This window comes from Streptomyces sp. NPDC059850 (assembly GCF_042731515.1).
In the GTDB taxonomy this organism is placed as follows: Bacteria; Actinomycetota; Actinomycetes; order Streptomycetales; family Streptomycetaceae; genus Streptomyces.
This window is the reverse complement of the sequence record NZ_JBHWJI010000034.1, coordinates 38,202-52,860: the sequence shown is the minus strand read 5'-3', so window position 1 is coordinate 52,860 and position 14,659 is coordinate 38,202. Positions and strand designations below refer to the sequence as shown.

Below are 14,659 nucleotides of genomic sequence, written 5' to 3'. Positions count from 1 at the left end.
GGCGCTGTGGCGGGGCCGGAGGTTCGCGGACCCCCTTCCCCGGGCCGGGGGCGGGAGCGGCCCGCAGCGGGCCGTCTGCGGCCTCAGGGTGTGAGGGCCAGCTGATCGTCCGTCGACTTGTCCACCGCGGTCTTGCTGAACGCCCAGGGCAGCAACTCGCCCTTCGCCCACTTCTCGGTCTGGTCCGTGTAGTGCGCGTTGTAGGCGTGACCGGAGGCACCGGTGAGGTTGATCCACCGCGACTTGTCGAAGTTGTCGAGGTTGACGACCATCCGCATCGACGGCACCCAGGTGACGTCGTAGCCGCCCGCCGCGTTCCAGCCGGTCGCGTTGACCGCGGCCTCGCCGCCCGCGAGGTCCCACGGGCCGCGGTTGAGCATCCACTGGACGACACCCGGGCCCGCGGTGCCCAGCGTCTGGTTCTTCAGCGTCAGCCGGTGCAGCCGGCCCCAGCTCCAGGTGTTGATGTTCTTGCCCAGCTTGGCGGTCAGCTCGGAGCGCGCGTCCTTCATGGCCTCGGCGAGCAGTTCGTCACGGTTGGCCGCGCCCGGCTGGTTGCGGGTGCCCGTGGTCTTCCACCAGTCGCTGCCCGGCTCCTTGAGGAGCTTCCGTACGACCTCGTACCAGCGGTCGCCGCCGTCCGGCTGGGCCTGGTCGGCGTCGCGGGTGCCGCACTCGCGGACCAGCCGGGTGTTGCCGTCCAGGTCCTCGATCGGACCGGAGTCCCCGGCCGGGCGCACCCGCAGGCACTGCCCCTTGACCCGCAGCTCCTTGGGCATCTTCTCGCCGAAGGCGAGCATCAGGGTGTTGCGCCAGACGGCGTTGAAGTACGCGGCGGCCGACGAGTCGGCGTCCTGGGTGTAGTCCCAGCCCTCCAGGAGCTTCTGGGCCTCGCGGACGAACGGGTCCTTGATGTTGATCTTCAACAGATAGGGCGTCAGCACCTTGGCGATCTCACTGCTGTTGTCCGTCTGCAGCGTCTGCATGTCGTCCGTGGAGATCTTCCCGCCGTCCTTGATCTTTGACTCGATCAAGTCGGTGATGCGCTGGCTCCGCGCGCCGTACCCCCAGTCGTCGGTCAGCAGGTACGGGTACTTCTTCTTGTCTATGACGGCCTGGTTGGCGGTGACGATGAAGCCGCGGTCGGGGTTGTACTCCCAGGGCAGCGCCGACTGCGGGATGAACTTCGACCAGCGGTAGCGCGAGTCCCAGCCGGGCGCCGGGTAGCGGCCGTCGCCCTTGGAGCGCACCGGGATCCGGCCCGGCGCCTGGTAGCCGATGTTGCCCTTGGTGTCGGCGTAGATGAGGTTCTGGGAGGGGACCGCGAAGTCGCGGGCCGCCGCGCGGAAGTCGTCGAAGTTCCGTGCCTTGTTCAGCCCGAAGACCGCGTCCATGCTGTTGGACGGCGACAGGGCGGTCCACTTCAGGGAGACCGCGTAACCGTCGCCGCGGTCGGGGGCCACGTCATCGGCCCCGCTGCCGACCGGTGCGTTCTTGCCGACGTTCGTCAGCTCGTCGTCCCGGTCGGAGACGATCGGCCCGTTGTTGGTGCCGCGTACCGTGATCGTGCGGCTCTTGCCGCCCGCGACCTTGATGGTCTCCTCACGGCTGCGGAACGGGACCTGCTTGCCGTCGTAGAGATAGTGCGTCGCGTTGACCTTCTCCAGGTAGAGGTCGCTGACGTCGGCACCCAGGTTGGTCATCCCCCAGCTGATGTCCTGGTTGTGACCTATGACCACGCCGGGCATCCCGGAGAAGGTGTATCCCGCCGTGTCGAACGGGCACTTGCTGCTGACCTGATTGCAGTGCAGGCCCATCTGGTACCAGACGGACGGCAGCTGGGGCGCCAGATGCGGGTCGTTGGCGAGCAGCGGCTTGCCGGTGGTCGTGTACCGGCCGGAGACGACCCACGAGTTGGAGCCGATACCGCTGCCGCTGGGGCCGAGCAGCGCCGGGATCTTCTCCAGGGTCTTGGACATGGACGTGAGCTGGCTCTGCAGGCCCTGGGCCGCTCCGGTGGCCCCGCCCCCGTTCACCGTGCCAGCGGACCCCGCGTTGCCCGTGGTGCCCGTGGACGTCGCCTTGGGGTCGAACTCGTCGGTGGCCTCGTTGAGCGCGCCGCCCTGGACGATCGGCTTGTTCCGGCTGTACGGGTACGACGGGTACAGCTCTTCGATCTGCTTGGCGCTCAGCCGGCTCGACGCCAGCGCGCGGTCCACCTCGTCCTGCATGTTGCCGCGCAGGTCCCACGCCATGGCCTTGAGCCAGGCGACCGAGTCGACCGGGGTCCACTTCTCGGGCTTGTAGCCGTCGTTCTCGAAGCCCAGCGCCGCGTACTCGACCGACAGCGCCTTGCCCTCATGGTCCTTGAGGTAGGCGTTGACGCCGTCGGAGTAGGCCCGCAGATACTTCTTGGTTTCGGGCGACAGCTTGGTGTCGTACTCCTGCTGCGCCACCCGGCGCCAGCCCATGGTCCGCAGGAACGCGTCGGTCTCCACCTGGCTGGAACCGAACATCTCCGAGAGCCGACCGGCCGTCATATGACGGCGGACATCCATCTCCCAGAAGCGGTCCTGCGCCTGGACGAAGCCCTGGGCGCGGAAGAGGTCTTCGGATGAATTGCCGTAGATCTGGGGTATGCCATTTCCGTCGCGCTTGACCTGGACAGGGTCGTCGAGACCCTTGACCTGCAGCGACCCCGTGGTCTCCGGGAAAGAGGCCCGCACGGTACTGATACTCCAGTACGTGCCGAAACCGGTACCCCCCAGGAGCAGCAGCACGACTGCGATCACGATCAGGCGGAGACGTCGGCTCTTCTTCTTAGGAGGAGAGCCGGTTGTGTTGGCGGGCATCGCTGTCCTTCGAGGGGCAGGGTGATCCTGGAGTGCTGGAGCAACCATAGGCGCAGGGCTGTCGCCGCCCCTACGCGGAGTCATGGCTGACGCCGTCCACCGGCCACCCCGGCCTGCCACCGGCTCCCCGGACCGCGCCACCGGCCACCCGTACCGGGTCGCCCGGACCGGCTCAGCGGACGCGCCACCGGACTCCGGACCGGGCCTCCCGCACCTCCGCGGTCGGCCCGCGTGGAAGGCCCGCGTCAAGAACCCGTAAAATGTTAGGTAAGGCAATGAAGTTCCGGTCGGCCGGGAACCGTTCATCTCGTCCCCGAAGGTCCCGCCGCTCACGTGAGAAAGGTTCGGCCCCTGACTGTCCACCACCTCAATGAACTGCTGCTGGTCTGCTCTCTCGTCCTGCTCGTCGCGGTGGCGGCCGTAAGGATCTCCTCCCGCAGCGGGCTTCCCACCCTGCTGCTCTACCTCGGGATGGGCGTCGCCCTGGGCACGGACGGGCTCGGCGTCACCTTCGACAACGCCGAACTGACGCAGGTCATCGGCTACGCCGCGCTGGTGGTGATCCTGGCCGAGGGCGGTCTGGGCACCAAGTGGCGAGAAATCAAACCCGCGCTGCCGACCGCCGCCGCACTGTCGACCGTGGGCGTCGCGGTGAGCGTGGGGGTCACCGCCGCGGCGGCGCACTATGTGGTGGGGCTGGACTGGCGGCAGGCGCTGATCATCGGCGCGGTGGTGTCGTCCACGGACGCGGCGGCGGTCTTCTCCGTGCTGCGCAAGGTGCCGCTGCCCAAGCGGCTCACCGGTGTCCTGGAGGCCGAATCGGGCTTCAACGACGCCCCGGTGGTGATCCTTGTGGTCGCCTTCTCCAGCCAGGGCTCGATCGATCCCTGGTACCAAATGATCGGCTTGATCGCGCTGGAGCTGGCGATCGGCGCGGCGATCGGTCTCGCGATCGGCTGGCTGGGCTCGTACGGTCTGCGCCGGGTGGCCCTGCCCGCCTCGGGCCTGTACCCGATCGCGGTGATGGCCATCGCGGTCGTCGCGTACGCGGGCGGCGCGCTGGCGCACGGCTCCGGCTTCCTCGCCGTCTACCTCGCCTCGCTCGTCATGGGCAACGCGAAGCTGCCGCACTGGCCGGCGACCCGCGGTTTCGCCGAGGGGCTCGGCTGGCTCGCCCAGATCGGCATGTTCGTCCTGCTCGGACTGCTGGTGACGCCGCACGAGCTGGCCGACGACATCTTGCCGGGCGTCGTCGTCGGACTGGTGCTGACCGTGGTCGCCCGGCCCGTGTCGGTACTGGTGAGCACGGCGCCGTTCCGCGTCGCCTGGCGGGAGAAGGCCCTGCTGTCCTGGGCCGGACTGCGCGGCGCGGTGCCCATTGTGCTCGCGACCATCCCCATGGTCGGCGAGGTGCCCGACAGCCGCCGGATCTTCAACATCGTCTTCGTCCTGGTGATCATCTACACCCTGATCCAGGGGCCGACACTGCCCTGGTTCGCCACCCGGCTGCGACTCGAGGAGGCGGAGGGCACCGCGGATCTCGGCATCGAATCGGCGCCGCTGGAGCGGCTGCGCGGCCATCTGCTGTCGGTGTCGATCCCCAGGGACTCCCGGATGCACGGGGTGGAGGTCGCCGAGCTGCGGCTGCCGCCCGGGGCCGCGGTGACCCTCGTCGTCCGGGACGGCAACAGCTTCGTACCGCTACCGTCGACCGTGCTGCGGCGCGGCGACGAACTCCTGGTGGTGGCCACCGACCCGGTACGGGACGCGGCCGAGCAGCGGCTGCGGGCGGTCGGCCGGGGCGGCAAGCTGGCGGGCTGGCTGGGCACCGGTGGCGGCTGATGGCGTGGCGTAGGTCACCGTCTGCCGTACCGCAGTGGACTGGCGGGCCGGAATACTGCACTATGGAGCGTCGTTAGCACTCAACGAGTGAGAGTGCCAGGAGGAAGTACGTGCCGACCTACCAGTACCAGTGCACCGAGTGCGGCGAGGGCCTCGAGGCGGTGCAAAAGTTCACCGACGACGCGCTCACCGAATGCCCCGAGTGCCAGGGACGCCTGAAGAAGGTGTTCTCCGCGGTCGGCATCGTCTTCAAGGGCTCCGGCTTCTACCGGAACGACAGCCGTTCCTCGTCCAGCGGCTCGAGCGGCAGCTCGGCGAAGCCCGCGGCGAAGAGTGACAGCGGCTCGTCGTCGGACAAGGGCTCGTCCCCCTCGTCCTCCTCCTCGGACAGCTCCTCGGGGTCGTCTTCCTCCTCCTCGTCTTCCTCGTCGACGTCTTCTTCTTCGTCGACCACGTCATCGTCGAGCAGCACCAGCTCGGCCGCCTGACACTCACGTCACCGCGCCCCCGCCGCTCCCTCCCGGGAAGCCGCGGGGGCGCGGTGCGTGCGGGCACCGTGAGCGGCGGCTGACTAGGGTGATCGCATGGCTGAGACGAGCAGCACACAAGCGGACATAGGGGTCATCGGAGGGTCGGGGTTCTATGCCTTCCTCGACGATGTGACCGAGATCACCGTAGAGACTCCCTATGGGGCTCCGAGCGATTCGCTCTTCCTTGGCGACATCGCGGGACGGCGGGTCGCCTTCCTGCCCCGGCACGGCCGCGAGCACCATCTGCCACCGCACCGGATCAACTACCGCGCCAACCTGTGGGCCCTGCGCGCGCTCGGGGCGCGGCAGGTGTTCGGACCGTGCGCGGTGGGCGGACTGCGGCCGGAGTACGGGCCGGGGACGCTGCTGGTGCCGGACCAGCTGGTGGACCGTACCAAGGGCCGTACGCAGACCTACTTCGACGGTGAGCCGCTGCCGGACGGGCAGGTGCCGAACGTGGTGCACACGACCTTCGCCGACCCGTACTGCCCGGTGGGGCGGCAGGCCGCGGTGACGGCGGCGCGCGGACGCGGCTGGGAGCCGGTGGACGGCGGGACGATGTGCGTGGTCGAAGGGCCGCGTTTCTCCACTCGCGCGGAATCGCGCTGGCATGCCGCGCAGGGCTGGTCGGTGGTCGGGATGACCGGGCATCCGGAAGCGGTTCTCGCCCGTGAACTGGAGCTGTGCTACACGTCGTTGACGCTGGTCACCGACCTGGACGCAGGGGTGGAGACGGGTGAGGGCGTCTCGCACGCCGAGGTGATGAAGGTGTTCGGCGAGAACGTCGGGCGGCTGCGCGAGGTGCTCTTCGACGCGGTGAGCGGCCTTCCGGACAACGCCGAGCGGGACTGCCTGTGCACGCACGGGCACGACGGCTGGGACCTGGGGATCGAGCTGCCGTAGCGGCTGGACTGGCCGGGGGGTGCGCTCGTGTGGGTGGCCGAGTTGTCCACAAGGCGGCGGCCGTCCACAGGCCCCAGCGGGATCGGGCGGGGCCGGGCATGGTGAAGGGGCCCAGAAGCTCCCGGCTCCTCACGGCAGGCGGTGTTGTGCCATGTCCCATCCGTTCTCCGCGCCCCCGTCCCCCACGTCCCCGTTTCCCGCGCCCCTCTCCCCCGGCTCTTCTCCGCTGACCCGTGCCACTCCCCCGGCCCGGGCGGTGCCGCGCTTCGGTCCGGTGCGGGTGGCGCGCGACGGCAGATACCGGCTGCGGCGGTCCGCGCGGCGACGGCGGCGCTCGATGGCGGCCGGGCTGGCGCTGACGGCCGCCGCGCTCGCCGCCGCCGCACCGTCCGGTCAGGGATCCACGCGCCCGGAGTCCGCACCCGCCGCCCCGGCCGGGGGCCGCTACGAACCGCCGCGCCCCGCCATGGTGTCCGCGCCGGTCCGGATCGCCGACGCGGCGGCGGTGCGGCTGCTGCGCCCCGGCGACCGGGTGGACGTGCTGGCCACGCCCGCGCCCGACGCCGTCCGGCGCAACGGATCCGGTGCCCCGGCGCGGGTGGTCACGCGCGGTGTCCGGGTGGCCGCCGTTCCCGGCCTCCGGGACAGCGGCCCGCCGGATGACGGGGCGCTGGTGGTGCTCAGGGTTCCGCGCGCGGCCGCCGCCTCGCTCGCCGGGGCCGGGGCCACCTCACGGCTGGCGGTGACCCTGTGCCGCTCCTGACATGCGTGCCTCGCCTCCAAGCCCAGCTCGGCGCCGGTGTAGGTTGCGGAACCGTCCGCTCCAGCACCGTGGCGGCGAGAGAAAGGCAGTGGGTTGAGCACAGAGAAGGTGCCCGAGGAGAAGCAGAGCGTCCTGGAGGGCTTCAAAGCCTTCCTGATGCGCGGCAATGTGATCGACCTCGCGGTCGCGGTGGTGATCGGAGCCGCCTTCACATCCGTCGTGAACTCCATAGTGAAGGGCTTCATCAATCCCATCGTGGGTGCCTTCGGCACGAAGGACCTGGAGAAGTACCGCTCCTGCCTCGAGGCACCCTGCGAGACAAACGCGGCGGGCGAGGTGGTGCGCGGCATCCCGATCCTGTGGGGCAGCGTGCTGTCCGCCATCCTGACCTTCCTCATCACCGCGGCGGTGGTGTACTTCCTGATGGTGCTGCCGATGTCGCGCTATCTGGCGCGCAAGGCCGCCAGGGAGCAGCAGGCCGAGGAGGAGCTGGCCGAGACGGAGGCCGAGGAGATCAGCCTGCTCCGCGAGATCCGGGACGAGCTGGTGGCCCGGCGCGAAGGCGGCCCCAGCTCCTAGCCGAGCGCCTGCTCGGCATCGCGCGCCGCCTGGGCTCTCGGCGCAGTCAGGGCCCTCGGCGTGGGGCCTTCCGCCCTCAGAGGTGGTGGGGCGGCTTCTCGTCGAGGAACCGGGCCAGATCCGCGGCGCTGTCGGCGCCGTGGCCGCCGGAAGCCCGCTCGCCCCACCCGCGGTCCGTATCGTCCGAGGACGGCTGCGCCAGCGGATCGTCGAAGATCAGCGCGGCGGCCGGATCGCGCGGTTCAGGGGCGGGGGCGGTGCTCATGGCTCAAGCGTACGACCGCGGCAGCGGTTCGGTGTACCGGCCGAGTTCGTCGTGCCACCACAGGTCCCGGCCGGGCTTCCAGGACACCGGGCGGGAGAGACGGTGCACGACCAGCACGTTCCGGACGCCGGGGCAGCCGGTGAGCGCCCGGTCGACGACCTGCTTGAGCGGGTACTGCTCACCGCAGCGCTGTTCCCCGTCCGCGGTGATGACGATCTTGGCGTCCATCTCCCTGACCCGGTCGCGCAGTTCATGCGGGCGCAGTCCCACCGGCAGGCTGCCGCGTACGACATCGAGGCGGCCGCAGGCGAGCGTGGCGATCACGGATTCGGGCACCAGCGGCAGATGCACCGCCACCCGGTCACCCGCCCGGACCCCCAGCCGGGTGAGAGCGGCGGCGGCCCTGGCGGCCTGGTCGAGCAGTTCGGCGTGGGTCAGCTCCTCGGTGCAGTCGGGCTCGCTGATCCACCGAAGGGCCACTGGGGCGGTCTGCCGGGTGGCGGCGGCCAGCGTCGGGAGCTCCTCCGTACGGGAGGTTCGGAGCGCGGCGGTCTTCATTGAGGCGGGGACGAACGGCATAACGCACAGCCTGCTGTCACGGCATCAACGTCTGATGAACGCCCGCTATATGTGGCCGCGTTGGCCCGGCGCTCGCCCTCCCGAAGTGCCTTCGGGAGCCTTCTTTACGGGGCCGGATACGCCTCGGTGTACGACCATGGCACGAGTCGCCGTGCTACGCATAGCGTTCATGGATGCCGAGCGAACGACCAACGCCGAGCAAACGACCGACGACTTCCCGCGAGCCGGCCGGGCCGACGCACTGACGGACGTACCCGGGCTGCGCGTCGGTCATGCGCGGCGCACCGGAGACGGGTGGCTGACCGGCACCACCGTCGTGCTGGCTCCCGAGGGCGGCGCGGTCGCCGCCGTGGATGTGCGCGGCGGCGGACCGGGCACCCGGGAGACCGACGCCCTCGATCCGCGCAATCTCGTCCAGCGCGTGGACGCGGTCGTGCTGACCGGCGGCAGCGCGTTCGGGCTGGACAGCGCCTCGGGGGTGGCCGGTTGGCTGGAGGAGCGCGGCCGCGGTTTCCGGGTCGGCCCCGATCCGGCGCAGGTCGTCCCGGTCGTCCCGGCGGCCGCCCTCTTCGACCTCGGGCGGGGCGGTGACTGGCGGGCCCGGCCGGGCGCGGACCTGGGCCGGGAGGCCGCCGAGGCGGCGGCCGGAATGGAGCCGGGTGCGCCGTTCGGGCAGGGCAACGCGGGCGCGGGCACGGGCGCGGTGGCCGGTGGGCTCAAGGGCGGCACGGGTTCGGCGTCGCTGGTGCTGCCGTCGGGCATCACGGTGGCGGCGCTGGTGGTGGTCAACGCGGTCGGATCGGTTGTCGACCCGCGGACCGGCGTGCTGTACGGGCAGGGGTATGAGCCGTCCGGTGACGGCGGGCCCTACCGCCCCGGCCGGGAGGAGCACGCGGAGGCGGTGCGCCGTCTGGCCGCCGCGCGGGCCGAGTCGGAGCGGCGCCAGGCCGCGTCGGTGCGGCCTCCGCTGAACACCACCCTGGCCGTGGTCGCCACCGACGCCGCGCTCACCCGGGCCCAGGCGCACAAGCTCGCGGGCACGGCGCACGACGGTCTGGCCCGGTCGATCCGGCCGGTGCATCTGATGTCCGACGGCGACACGGTCTTCGCCCTGGCCACCGGTGATCGCCCGCTGGTGCCGGAGGAGAGCGGGAGCGGTGCGGAAGATCCGGCGTTCGGGGTGCACCGGGAGAGCGGGGCGCTGAACGAGGTGCTGGCAGCGGGGGCGGACGCGCTGACCCGGGCCGTGGTCAAGGCGGTGCTGGCGGCGGAGGGCGTGGACGGCCCGGGCGGGGTCTTCCCCGCGTACCGGGATCTGTACGGCGGACCGTTCTGACCGGACGGCTCCGAGTGGGGCCGAGAGGGACCAACAGGGCTGAGAGGGAGGGGATGCGCCATGGATGCCGATCTGCTGGACGCCGATCTGCTGGTTGTCGGCGGCGGTCCTGCGGGCTGTGCGGCCGCCGTGATGGCGGCGAGCCTCGGGATGCGGTCCGTCCTCGTCGAGTCGGGCGATGTGCTGTGCGGTGCGCTGCGGCGCATCCCGGTGGTGGCAAACGTGCTGGGCTTCACCACCGGCCCCGGGCTGGCGGCGGCGATCGAGGCCGATGTGGAGAGGTGTGGCCTTTGCCGGGTCGACCTCGGGCGGCGTGCCACGCGCATCGACGCGTTCGAGGACCGCGTGGACGTGAGGGTCGAGGGTCCTGAGGGAACCATGGCCGCCGGTGTGCGGCTGACGGCGCCCTATGCCGTTGTCGCCACCGGAGTCGGGCCGCTGGCGCCCGCGGCCGCCGAGTGGCTCGCGGGGGCGGAGGGCCGTGCCCTGCGCCCGCTGTGGGAGGCGGACGCCGAGGCGATCACCGGCCGCACGGTGCTGGTCCTGGGCGCGGACCGTCCACTGGGCACCCTCGTCCGCGCCCACCCGGGGCTGCGGACCCGGTTCCTGGTCGCCCATCCGCCCGAGGACACCTACAAGACCGAGGAGATCGGGCAGGACGCCCGGGTGGAGCTGGTGGCCGTACGGCGGCTGGAGTTGGGGCCGCCGTCGGCGCCGCCGCGAGCCGAGGCGCTGACCGTCGCGGGCGAGCGGCGTGCTCTCACGGCCGACCTGGTGTTCCTGAATCTGGCCAGCGCCCCGGCGCCGCCCGGCGGGTCCCTCGTCTCGGGCGGGTCCGGTTACTGCCCGCCCGGGCGCCAGCACCCGAGGATCCGTACCGCAGGTGATCTGCGCTCCGCCCGCTTCCAGCGCATCGCGACCGCGATGGGCTCGGGCAGCGAGGCCGCGCTCAGCGCCTACTACGCTGCGCGCGGCCTCGCCACGGATGAGTCAGGGGGCGGTTGAGATGGGGTCAGACCGCGACCGCCACCTTCTCCTCGTCCCCGGCGGCGCCCTTCGCGGAGGCGTCACCACCGGCCGGGGCCGTGGCACCGGCCTCCGTCTTCTTCCGCAGCCCCTTGAGGAAGACCACCAGTCCGGCCGACACCACGGTGCCCGCCAGGATGGACAGCAGGTAGAGGAACGGCTGCCCGATCAGCGGGACCACGAAGATGCCGCCGTGCGGGGCGCGCAGCGTGCAGCCGAAGGCCATCGACATCGCACCGGTGATCGCGCCGCCCACCATCGAGGAGGGGATCACCCGCAGCGGGTCCGCCGCCGCGAACGGAATGGCGCCCTCGCTGATGAAGGAGGCGCCCAGCACCCAGGCGGCCTTGCCGTTCTCCCGCTCGGTCTTGGTGAACAGCTTCCCGCGCACGGTGGTGGCCAGCGCCATCGCCAGCGGCGGGACCATACCGGCGGCCATCACCGCGGCCATGATCTTGAGGCTGCCGTCGCTCGGGTTGGACACCGCGATGCCGCCGGTCGCGAACGCGTACGCGACCTTGTTGACCGGACCGCCGAGGTCGAAGCACATCATCAGGCCGAGGATCACGCCGAGGCCGATGGCGTTGGCGCCGGAGAGCCCGTTGAGCCAGTCGGTCATCGCCTCCTGGGCGGAGGCGATGGGCTTGCCGATCACCACGAACATCAGGAAGCCGACGATCGCCGAGGAGACGAGCGGGATCACCACGACCGGCATGATGCCGCGCATCGCCGCCGGGACCTTGAACCGCTGGATGCCCATCACGACCGCGCCCGCGATCAGGCCCGCGGCCAGACCGCCGAGGAAGCCCGCCTTGATCGTGGTCGCGATGAAGCCGCCGACGAAGCCGGGCACGAGCCCGGGCCGGTCGGCCATGCCGTAGGCGATGTACCCGGCCAGGACCGGCACCAGGAAGGTGAAGGCCGCGCTGCCGATCTGGAAGAGCAGCGCCGCCCAGCTGGCGCTCTCGGTCCACGTGAAGTGGTCCGCGACCGACTTGGCGCTGGCGATCTCGTAACCGCCGATCGCGAAGGCGAGCGCGATGAGCAGACCGCCCGCGGCGACGAACGGGACCATGTAGCTGACGCCCGTCATCAGCCACTTGCGCAGCCGGGTGCCGAAGCCGTCGCCGCCCGCGTCCATCGGGGCGGAGCCCTCCGAGGCGTCATCGGCCGCGCCCGCCGGTGCGCTGGTCTCGCCGCGCGCCGCCTTGTCGCGCGCCTCGGCCACCAGCTCGGCCGGGCGGTTGATGCCCGCCTTGACCCCGACGTCCACCGTGGGCTTCCCGGCGAACCGCTCCTTGTCCCGGACCTCCACGTCATGCGCGAAGATCACCGCGTCGGCGGCGGCGATGGTGGCGGCGGGAAGCTTCTCGAACCCGGCCGAGCCCTGGGTCTCCACCACCAGCTCGACACCGGCCTCACGGGCCGCGTTCTCCAGCGACTCGGCGGCCATGTAGGTGTGCGCGATACCGGTGGGACACGAGGTGACGGCGACGATCCGGAAGGGCGCCGTCGGCTCCGTCGGCTCCGCCGGGGCGCTCGCCGCGTCCTTCGGCTCCTCGGCCACGGGCTCCTCCGCCGCGCTGTCCGTGGCGCTGTCCGTGGCGCTGTCCGCCTCGGCGGACGGCTCCTCGTCACCGCGGACCAGGGCGGCCGCCCGGGCCGGGTCGTCGGCGGCCCGCAGGGCGCCGGTGAACTCGGCGTTCATCAGAGACCGGGCGAGGCTGGACAGAATCGTCAGGTGATCGCTGTCCGCGCCCGCGGGGGCCGCGATCAGGAAGATCAGGTCGGCCGGTCCGTCCGGCGCGCCGAAGTCGATCCGGGCCGCGCTCCGCCCGAAGGCCAGCGTCGGCTCGGTGACGTGCTCGCTGCGGCAGTGGGGTATGCCGATGCCGCCGTCCAGGCCGGTCGGCATCTGCTCCTCGCGGGCCGCCACGTCGGCGAGGAAGCCGTCGAGGTCGGTGACCCGGCCGGCCGCGACCATGCGCTCGGCCAGCGACCGGGCGGCGGCTTCCTTGGTGTCGGCGGACAGGTCAAGGTCGACCAGATCCGCGGTGATCAGCTCACTCATCTCGCGGCTCCCTTGGGTGCGATGCCGCCCTGGGACAGGCGGGCGGAGGGGGTGGGGACTAGGGGGTGGGAGTGGGTCGGGCCGGTCACGCGGGCTCCTTGAGCACGCGATCCAGCGGGACGTCCGAGGTCGTGGTGACGGCGGACGGGTTCAGGTCGGCCGGGGTCGGCATCACGCTGCCCGGCAGTTGTACGGCGGCCGCGCCGTGGGCCACGGCCGAGGCGAGCGCCGCGGCTCCGGTGCCGCCCGCGGCGAGGAATCCGGCGAGCGAGGCATCGCCCGCACCGACATTACTGCGGACGGCCGCGACCGTGGCCGTGCCGAAGTACGTACCGGTCCCGTCGACCAGCAGCTGACCGTCGGCGCCGAGGCTGGCCAGGACGGCGCGGGCACCCAGCTCGCGCAGCTCCTCGGCGGCCTTGACCGCCTCGCCCACGGTGGAGATCGGGCGGCCGACGGCCTGGGCCAGTTCCTCGGCGTTGGGCTTCACCACATCGGGGCGCTCGCGCAGGGCCGCGGTCAGGGAGGGGCCGGAGGTGTCCAGGGCGATCTTGGCCCCCGCGCGGTGGGCCCGGGCGACCAGCTCGGCGTACCACTCGGGGGCGAGCCCGCGCGGGAGGCTGCCGCAGCAGGCGATCCAGTCGGCGTCGGCGACCCGGCTGCGCACCGCCTCCAGCAGCGCCTCGGCCTCGGTGTCGCTCAGCTCGGGCCCGCTCGCGTTGAGCTTGGTGAGGGTGCCGTCCGGCTCGGCGACGGAGATGTTGACCCGGGTCGAACCGCGCACCGGCACGCCCGCCGCCTCGATGCCCAGCTCTTCGAGGAGCCGGGCCAGCAGCGCGCCCTCGGGGCCGCCGAGCGGCAGCGCCGCCACGGTGCGGTGCCCGGCGGCGGCCACGGCGCGCGAGACGTTGACGCCCTTGCCGCCGGGGTCGACCCGGTCGGTGGTGGCCCGCAGCACGGCGCCGCGCTCCAGCGCCGGAATCTCGTACGTACGGTCCAGGCTGGGATTGGGGGTGACGGTGAGGATCATGCGCGTGCTACTTCCGTGCCCTGCTTTTCGATGGCGAGGGCGTCCTGTGGGCTGAGGCCGGTGTCGGTGATGAGCAGGTCGACGTGGTCGAGACCGCCGAAGCGGGCGAAGTGCTCCTGGCCGAACTTGCCGGAGTCGGCCAGCAGCACGACCCGGCGGGCGGCGCTGATCATGGCTTGCTTGACGGCGGCCTCCGCGAGGTCGGGGGTGGTCAGCCCGCTCTCCGGTGAGAAGCCGTTGGTGGCGAGGAAGACGACATCGGCCCTGACCTCGCCGTAGCCGCGCAGCGCCCAGGCGTCGACGGCGGCCCGGGTGCGGTGGCGGACGCGGCCGCCGACCAGGTGCAGGGCGATGCCGGGGTGGTCGGCGAGGCGGGCGGCGATCGGCAGCGCGTGGGTGACGACGGTGAGCCCGGCTTCCAGCGGGATGGCGGCGGCGAACCGGGCCGCCGTCGACCCGGCGTCGATGATCACGCTGCCGTCGGCGGGGAGTTCGGCGAGGGCGGCGCGCGCGATGCGGTCCTTCTCATCGGCGGCGGTGCCCTCGCGCTCGGCGAGGTCGGGCTCGAAGTCGAGACGTCCGGCCGGGATCGCACCCCCGTGCACGCGGCGCACCAGACCCGCCCGGTCGAGGGCCCGCAGATCGCGCCGCACGGTCTCGGCGGTGACCTGGAACTCCTCGGCGAGGGACAGGACATCCACCCGTCCGCTGTCGCGGGCGAGCCGGAGGATCTCCTGCTGACGCTCCGGTGCGTACATGTGGGTTTACGTCCCTTCCATGCCCGAACCTGTGATTTCGCGGCCAGATTACGTCGCCGCTTCCGGAAAGTAAACAGACTCGGGCACGAAGCAAACTCGACCGGGCAGACTCTGATCATCTTCAC

General features: G+C 71.8%; 14 protein-coding genes. 8 read left to right on the top strand and 6 right to left on the bottom strand.

The features are described 5' to 3' along the window. Positions 1-83: 83 nt before the first annotated feature. On the bottom strand, positions 84-2,852 hold the full coding sequence (locus ACFV9T_RS26030) for a penicillin acylase family protein (protein WP_385444399.1): 2,769 nt from the start codon (positions 2,850-2,852) through the stop codon (positions 84-86). An 82-nt stretch (positions 2,853-2,934) separates the two neighbouring features. Here ACFV9T_RS26030 and ACFV9T_RS26025 point away from each other — a divergent pair, with 82 nt between their 5' ends. The 6 genes from ACFV9T_RS26025 to mscL all read left to right on the top strand — a co-directional run bounded on the left by ACFV9T_RS26025 (position 2,935) and on the right by mscL (position 7,469). Beyond that, a complete protein-coding gene (locus tag ACFV9T_RS26025) occupies positions 2,935-3,111 on the top strand; it encodes a hypothetical protein (RefSeq protein ID WP_385444397.1) in 177 nt (58 codons plus the stop codon). A 74-nt stretch (positions 3,112-3,185) separates the two neighbouring features. After that, on the top strand, positions 3,186-4,694 hold the full coding sequence (locus tag ACFV9T_RS26020) for a potassium/proton antiporter (protein WP_385444395.1): 1,509 nt from the start codon (positions 3,186-3,188) through the stop codon (positions 4,692-4,694). Positions 4,695-4,804: 110 nt separating this feature from the next. Beyond that, the gene (locus tag ACFV9T_RS26015) at positions 4,805-5,182 is read left to right on the top strand and encodes an FmdB family zinc ribbon protein (protein WP_385444393.1); all 378 of its coding nucleotides are present in this window, start codon (positions 4,805-4,807) and stop codon (positions 5,180-5,182) included. 96 nt (positions 5,183-5,278) lie between these two features. After that, positions 5,279-6,127 carry an S-methyl-5'-thioadenosine phosphorylase gene (locus ACFV9T_RS26010; RefSeq protein ID WP_385444392.1) on the top strand — a complete coding sequence of 283 codons (849 nt, stop codon included), beginning with the start codon at positions 5,279-5,281 and terminating at the stop codon, positions 6,125-6,127. 151 nt (positions 6,128-6,278) lie between these two features. Next, positions 6,279-6,890 (top strand): RcpC/CpaB family pilus assembly protein, encoded by a 612-nt coding sequence (locus ACFV9T_RS26005; protein ID WP_385444390.1) that lies wholly within the window; start codon positions 6,279-6,281, stop codon positions 6,888-6,890. A gap of 93 nt (positions 6,891-6,983) precedes the next feature. Then, positions 6,984-7,469: a large conductance mechanosensitive channel protein MscL gene (gene mscL, locus ACFV9T_RS26000; protein ID WP_385444389.1), complete on the top strand. Its 486-nt coding sequence runs from the start codon at positions 6,984-6,986 to the stop codon at positions 7,467-7,469. A 76-nt stretch (positions 7,470-7,545) separates the two neighbouring features. Here the strand turns inward: mscL and ACFV9T_RS25995 are convergent, their stop codons facing one another. Together ACFV9T_RS25995 and ACFV9T_RS25990 are read right to left on the bottom strand one after the other, a co-directional pair. Continuing rightward, positions 7,546-7,734, bottom strand: coding sequence for a hypothetical protein (locus tag ACFV9T_RS25995; RefSeq protein ID WP_385444387.1), 189 nt, complete (start codon positions 7,732-7,734; stop codon positions 7,546-7,548). A 3-nt stretch (positions 7,735-7,737) separates the two neighbouring features. After that, positions 7,738-8,313, bottom strand: coding sequence for an AMP-binding protein (locus tag ACFV9T_RS25990; protein ID WP_385444385.1), 576 nt, complete (start codon positions 8,311-8,313; stop codon positions 7,738-7,740). A 169-nt stretch (positions 8,314-8,482) separates the two neighbouring features. On the opposite strand from ACFV9T_RS25990, the gene ACFV9T_RS25985 reads away from it, so the two are divergent. After that, positions 8,483-9,649, top strand: coding sequence for a P1 family peptidase (locus tag ACFV9T_RS25985; protein WP_385444383.1), 1,167 nt, complete (start codon positions 8,483-8,485; stop codon positions 9,647-9,649). A 60-nt stretch (positions 9,650-9,709) separates the two neighbouring features. Further along, entirely contained in the window at positions 9,710-10,654 is a 945-nt protein-coding gene (locus tag ACFV9T_RS25980; RefSeq protein WP_385444381.1) for an FAD-dependent oxidoreductase, read from the top strand. Between the two features lie 7 nt (positions 10,655-10,661). On the opposite strand, the gene ACFV9T_RS25975 is transcribed toward ACFV9T_RS25980, so the two are convergent. The 3 genes from ACFV9T_RS25975 to ACFV9T_RS25965 all read right to left on the bottom strand — a co-directional run bounded on the left by ACFV9T_RS25975 (position 10,662) and on the right by ACFV9T_RS25965 (position 14,534). Then, the gene (locus ACFV9T_RS25975; protein ID WP_385444379.1) at positions 10,662-12,746 is read right to left on the bottom strand and encodes a fructose-specific PTS transporter subunit EIIC; all 2,085 of its coding nucleotides are present in this window, start codon (positions 12,744-12,746) and stop codon (positions 10,662-10,664) included. A gap of 85 nt (positions 12,747-12,831) precedes the next feature. Then, the gene (pfkB, locus tag ACFV9T_RS25970) at positions 12,832-13,776 is read right to left on the bottom strand and encodes a 1-phosphofructokinase (protein ID WP_385444378.1); all 945 of its coding nucleotides are present in this window, start codon (positions 13,774-13,776) and stop codon (positions 12,832-12,834) included. After that, a complete protein-coding gene (locus ACFV9T_RS25965) occupies positions 13,773-14,534 on the bottom strand; it encodes a DeoR/GlpR family DNA-binding transcription regulator (RefSeq protein ID WP_385444376.1) in 762 nt (253 codons plus the stop codon). The genes pfkB and ACFV9T_RS25965 overlap by 4 nt, the downstream gene beginning before the upstream one ends. Between the last annotated feature and the right edge of the window lie 125 nt (positions 14,535-14,659).

Bases quoted from the DNA above. Each gene is read 5' to 3' on its own strand.
- ACFV9T_RS25980 (WP_385444381.1), top strand. From the start codon at position 9,710: ATGGATGCCGATCTGCTGGACGCCGATCTGCTGGTTGTCGGCGGCGGT.
- ACFV9T_RS26010 (WP_385444392.1), top strand. From the start codon at position 5,279: ATGGCTGAGACGAGCAGCACACAAGCGGACATAGGGGTCATCGGAGGG.
- ACFV9T_RS25995 (WP_385444387.1), bottom strand. From the start codon at position 7,734: ATGAGCACCGCCCCCGCCCCTGAACCGCGCGATCCGGCCGCCGCGCTG.
- ACFV9T_RS25975 (WP_385444379.1), bottom strand. From the start codon at position 12,746: ATGAGTGAGCTGATCACCGCGGATCTGGTCGACCTTGACCTGTCCGCC.
- ACFV9T_RS25965 (WP_385444376.1), bottom strand. From the start codon at position 14,534: ATGTACGCACCGGAGCGTCAGCAGGAGATCCTCCGGCTCGCCCGCGAC.
- ACFV9T_RS25985 (WP_385444383.1), top strand. From the start codon at position 8,483: ATGGATGCCGAGCGAACGACCAACGCCGAGCAAACGACCGACGACTTC.
- pfkB (WP_385444378.1), bottom strand. From the start codon at position 13,776: ATGATCCTCACCGTCACCCCCAATCCCAGCCTGGACCGTACGTACGAG.
- ACFV9T_RS25990 (WP_385444385.1), bottom strand. From the start codon at position 8,313: ATGCCGTTCGTCCCCGCCTCAATGAAGACCGCCGCGCTCCGAACCTCC.
- ACFV9T_RS26025 (WP_385444397.1), top strand. From the start codon at position 2,935: ATGGCTGACGCCGTCCACCGGCCACCCCGGCCTGCCACCGGCTCCCCG.
- ACFV9T_RS26030 (WP_385444399.1), bottom strand. From the start codon at position 2,852: ATGCCCGCCAACACAACCGGCTCTCCTCCTAAGAAGAAGAGCCGACGT.
- ACFV9T_RS26005 (WP_385444390.1), top strand. From the start codon at position 6,279: ATGTCCCATCCGTTCTCCGCGCCCCCGTCCCCCACGTCCCCGTTTCCC.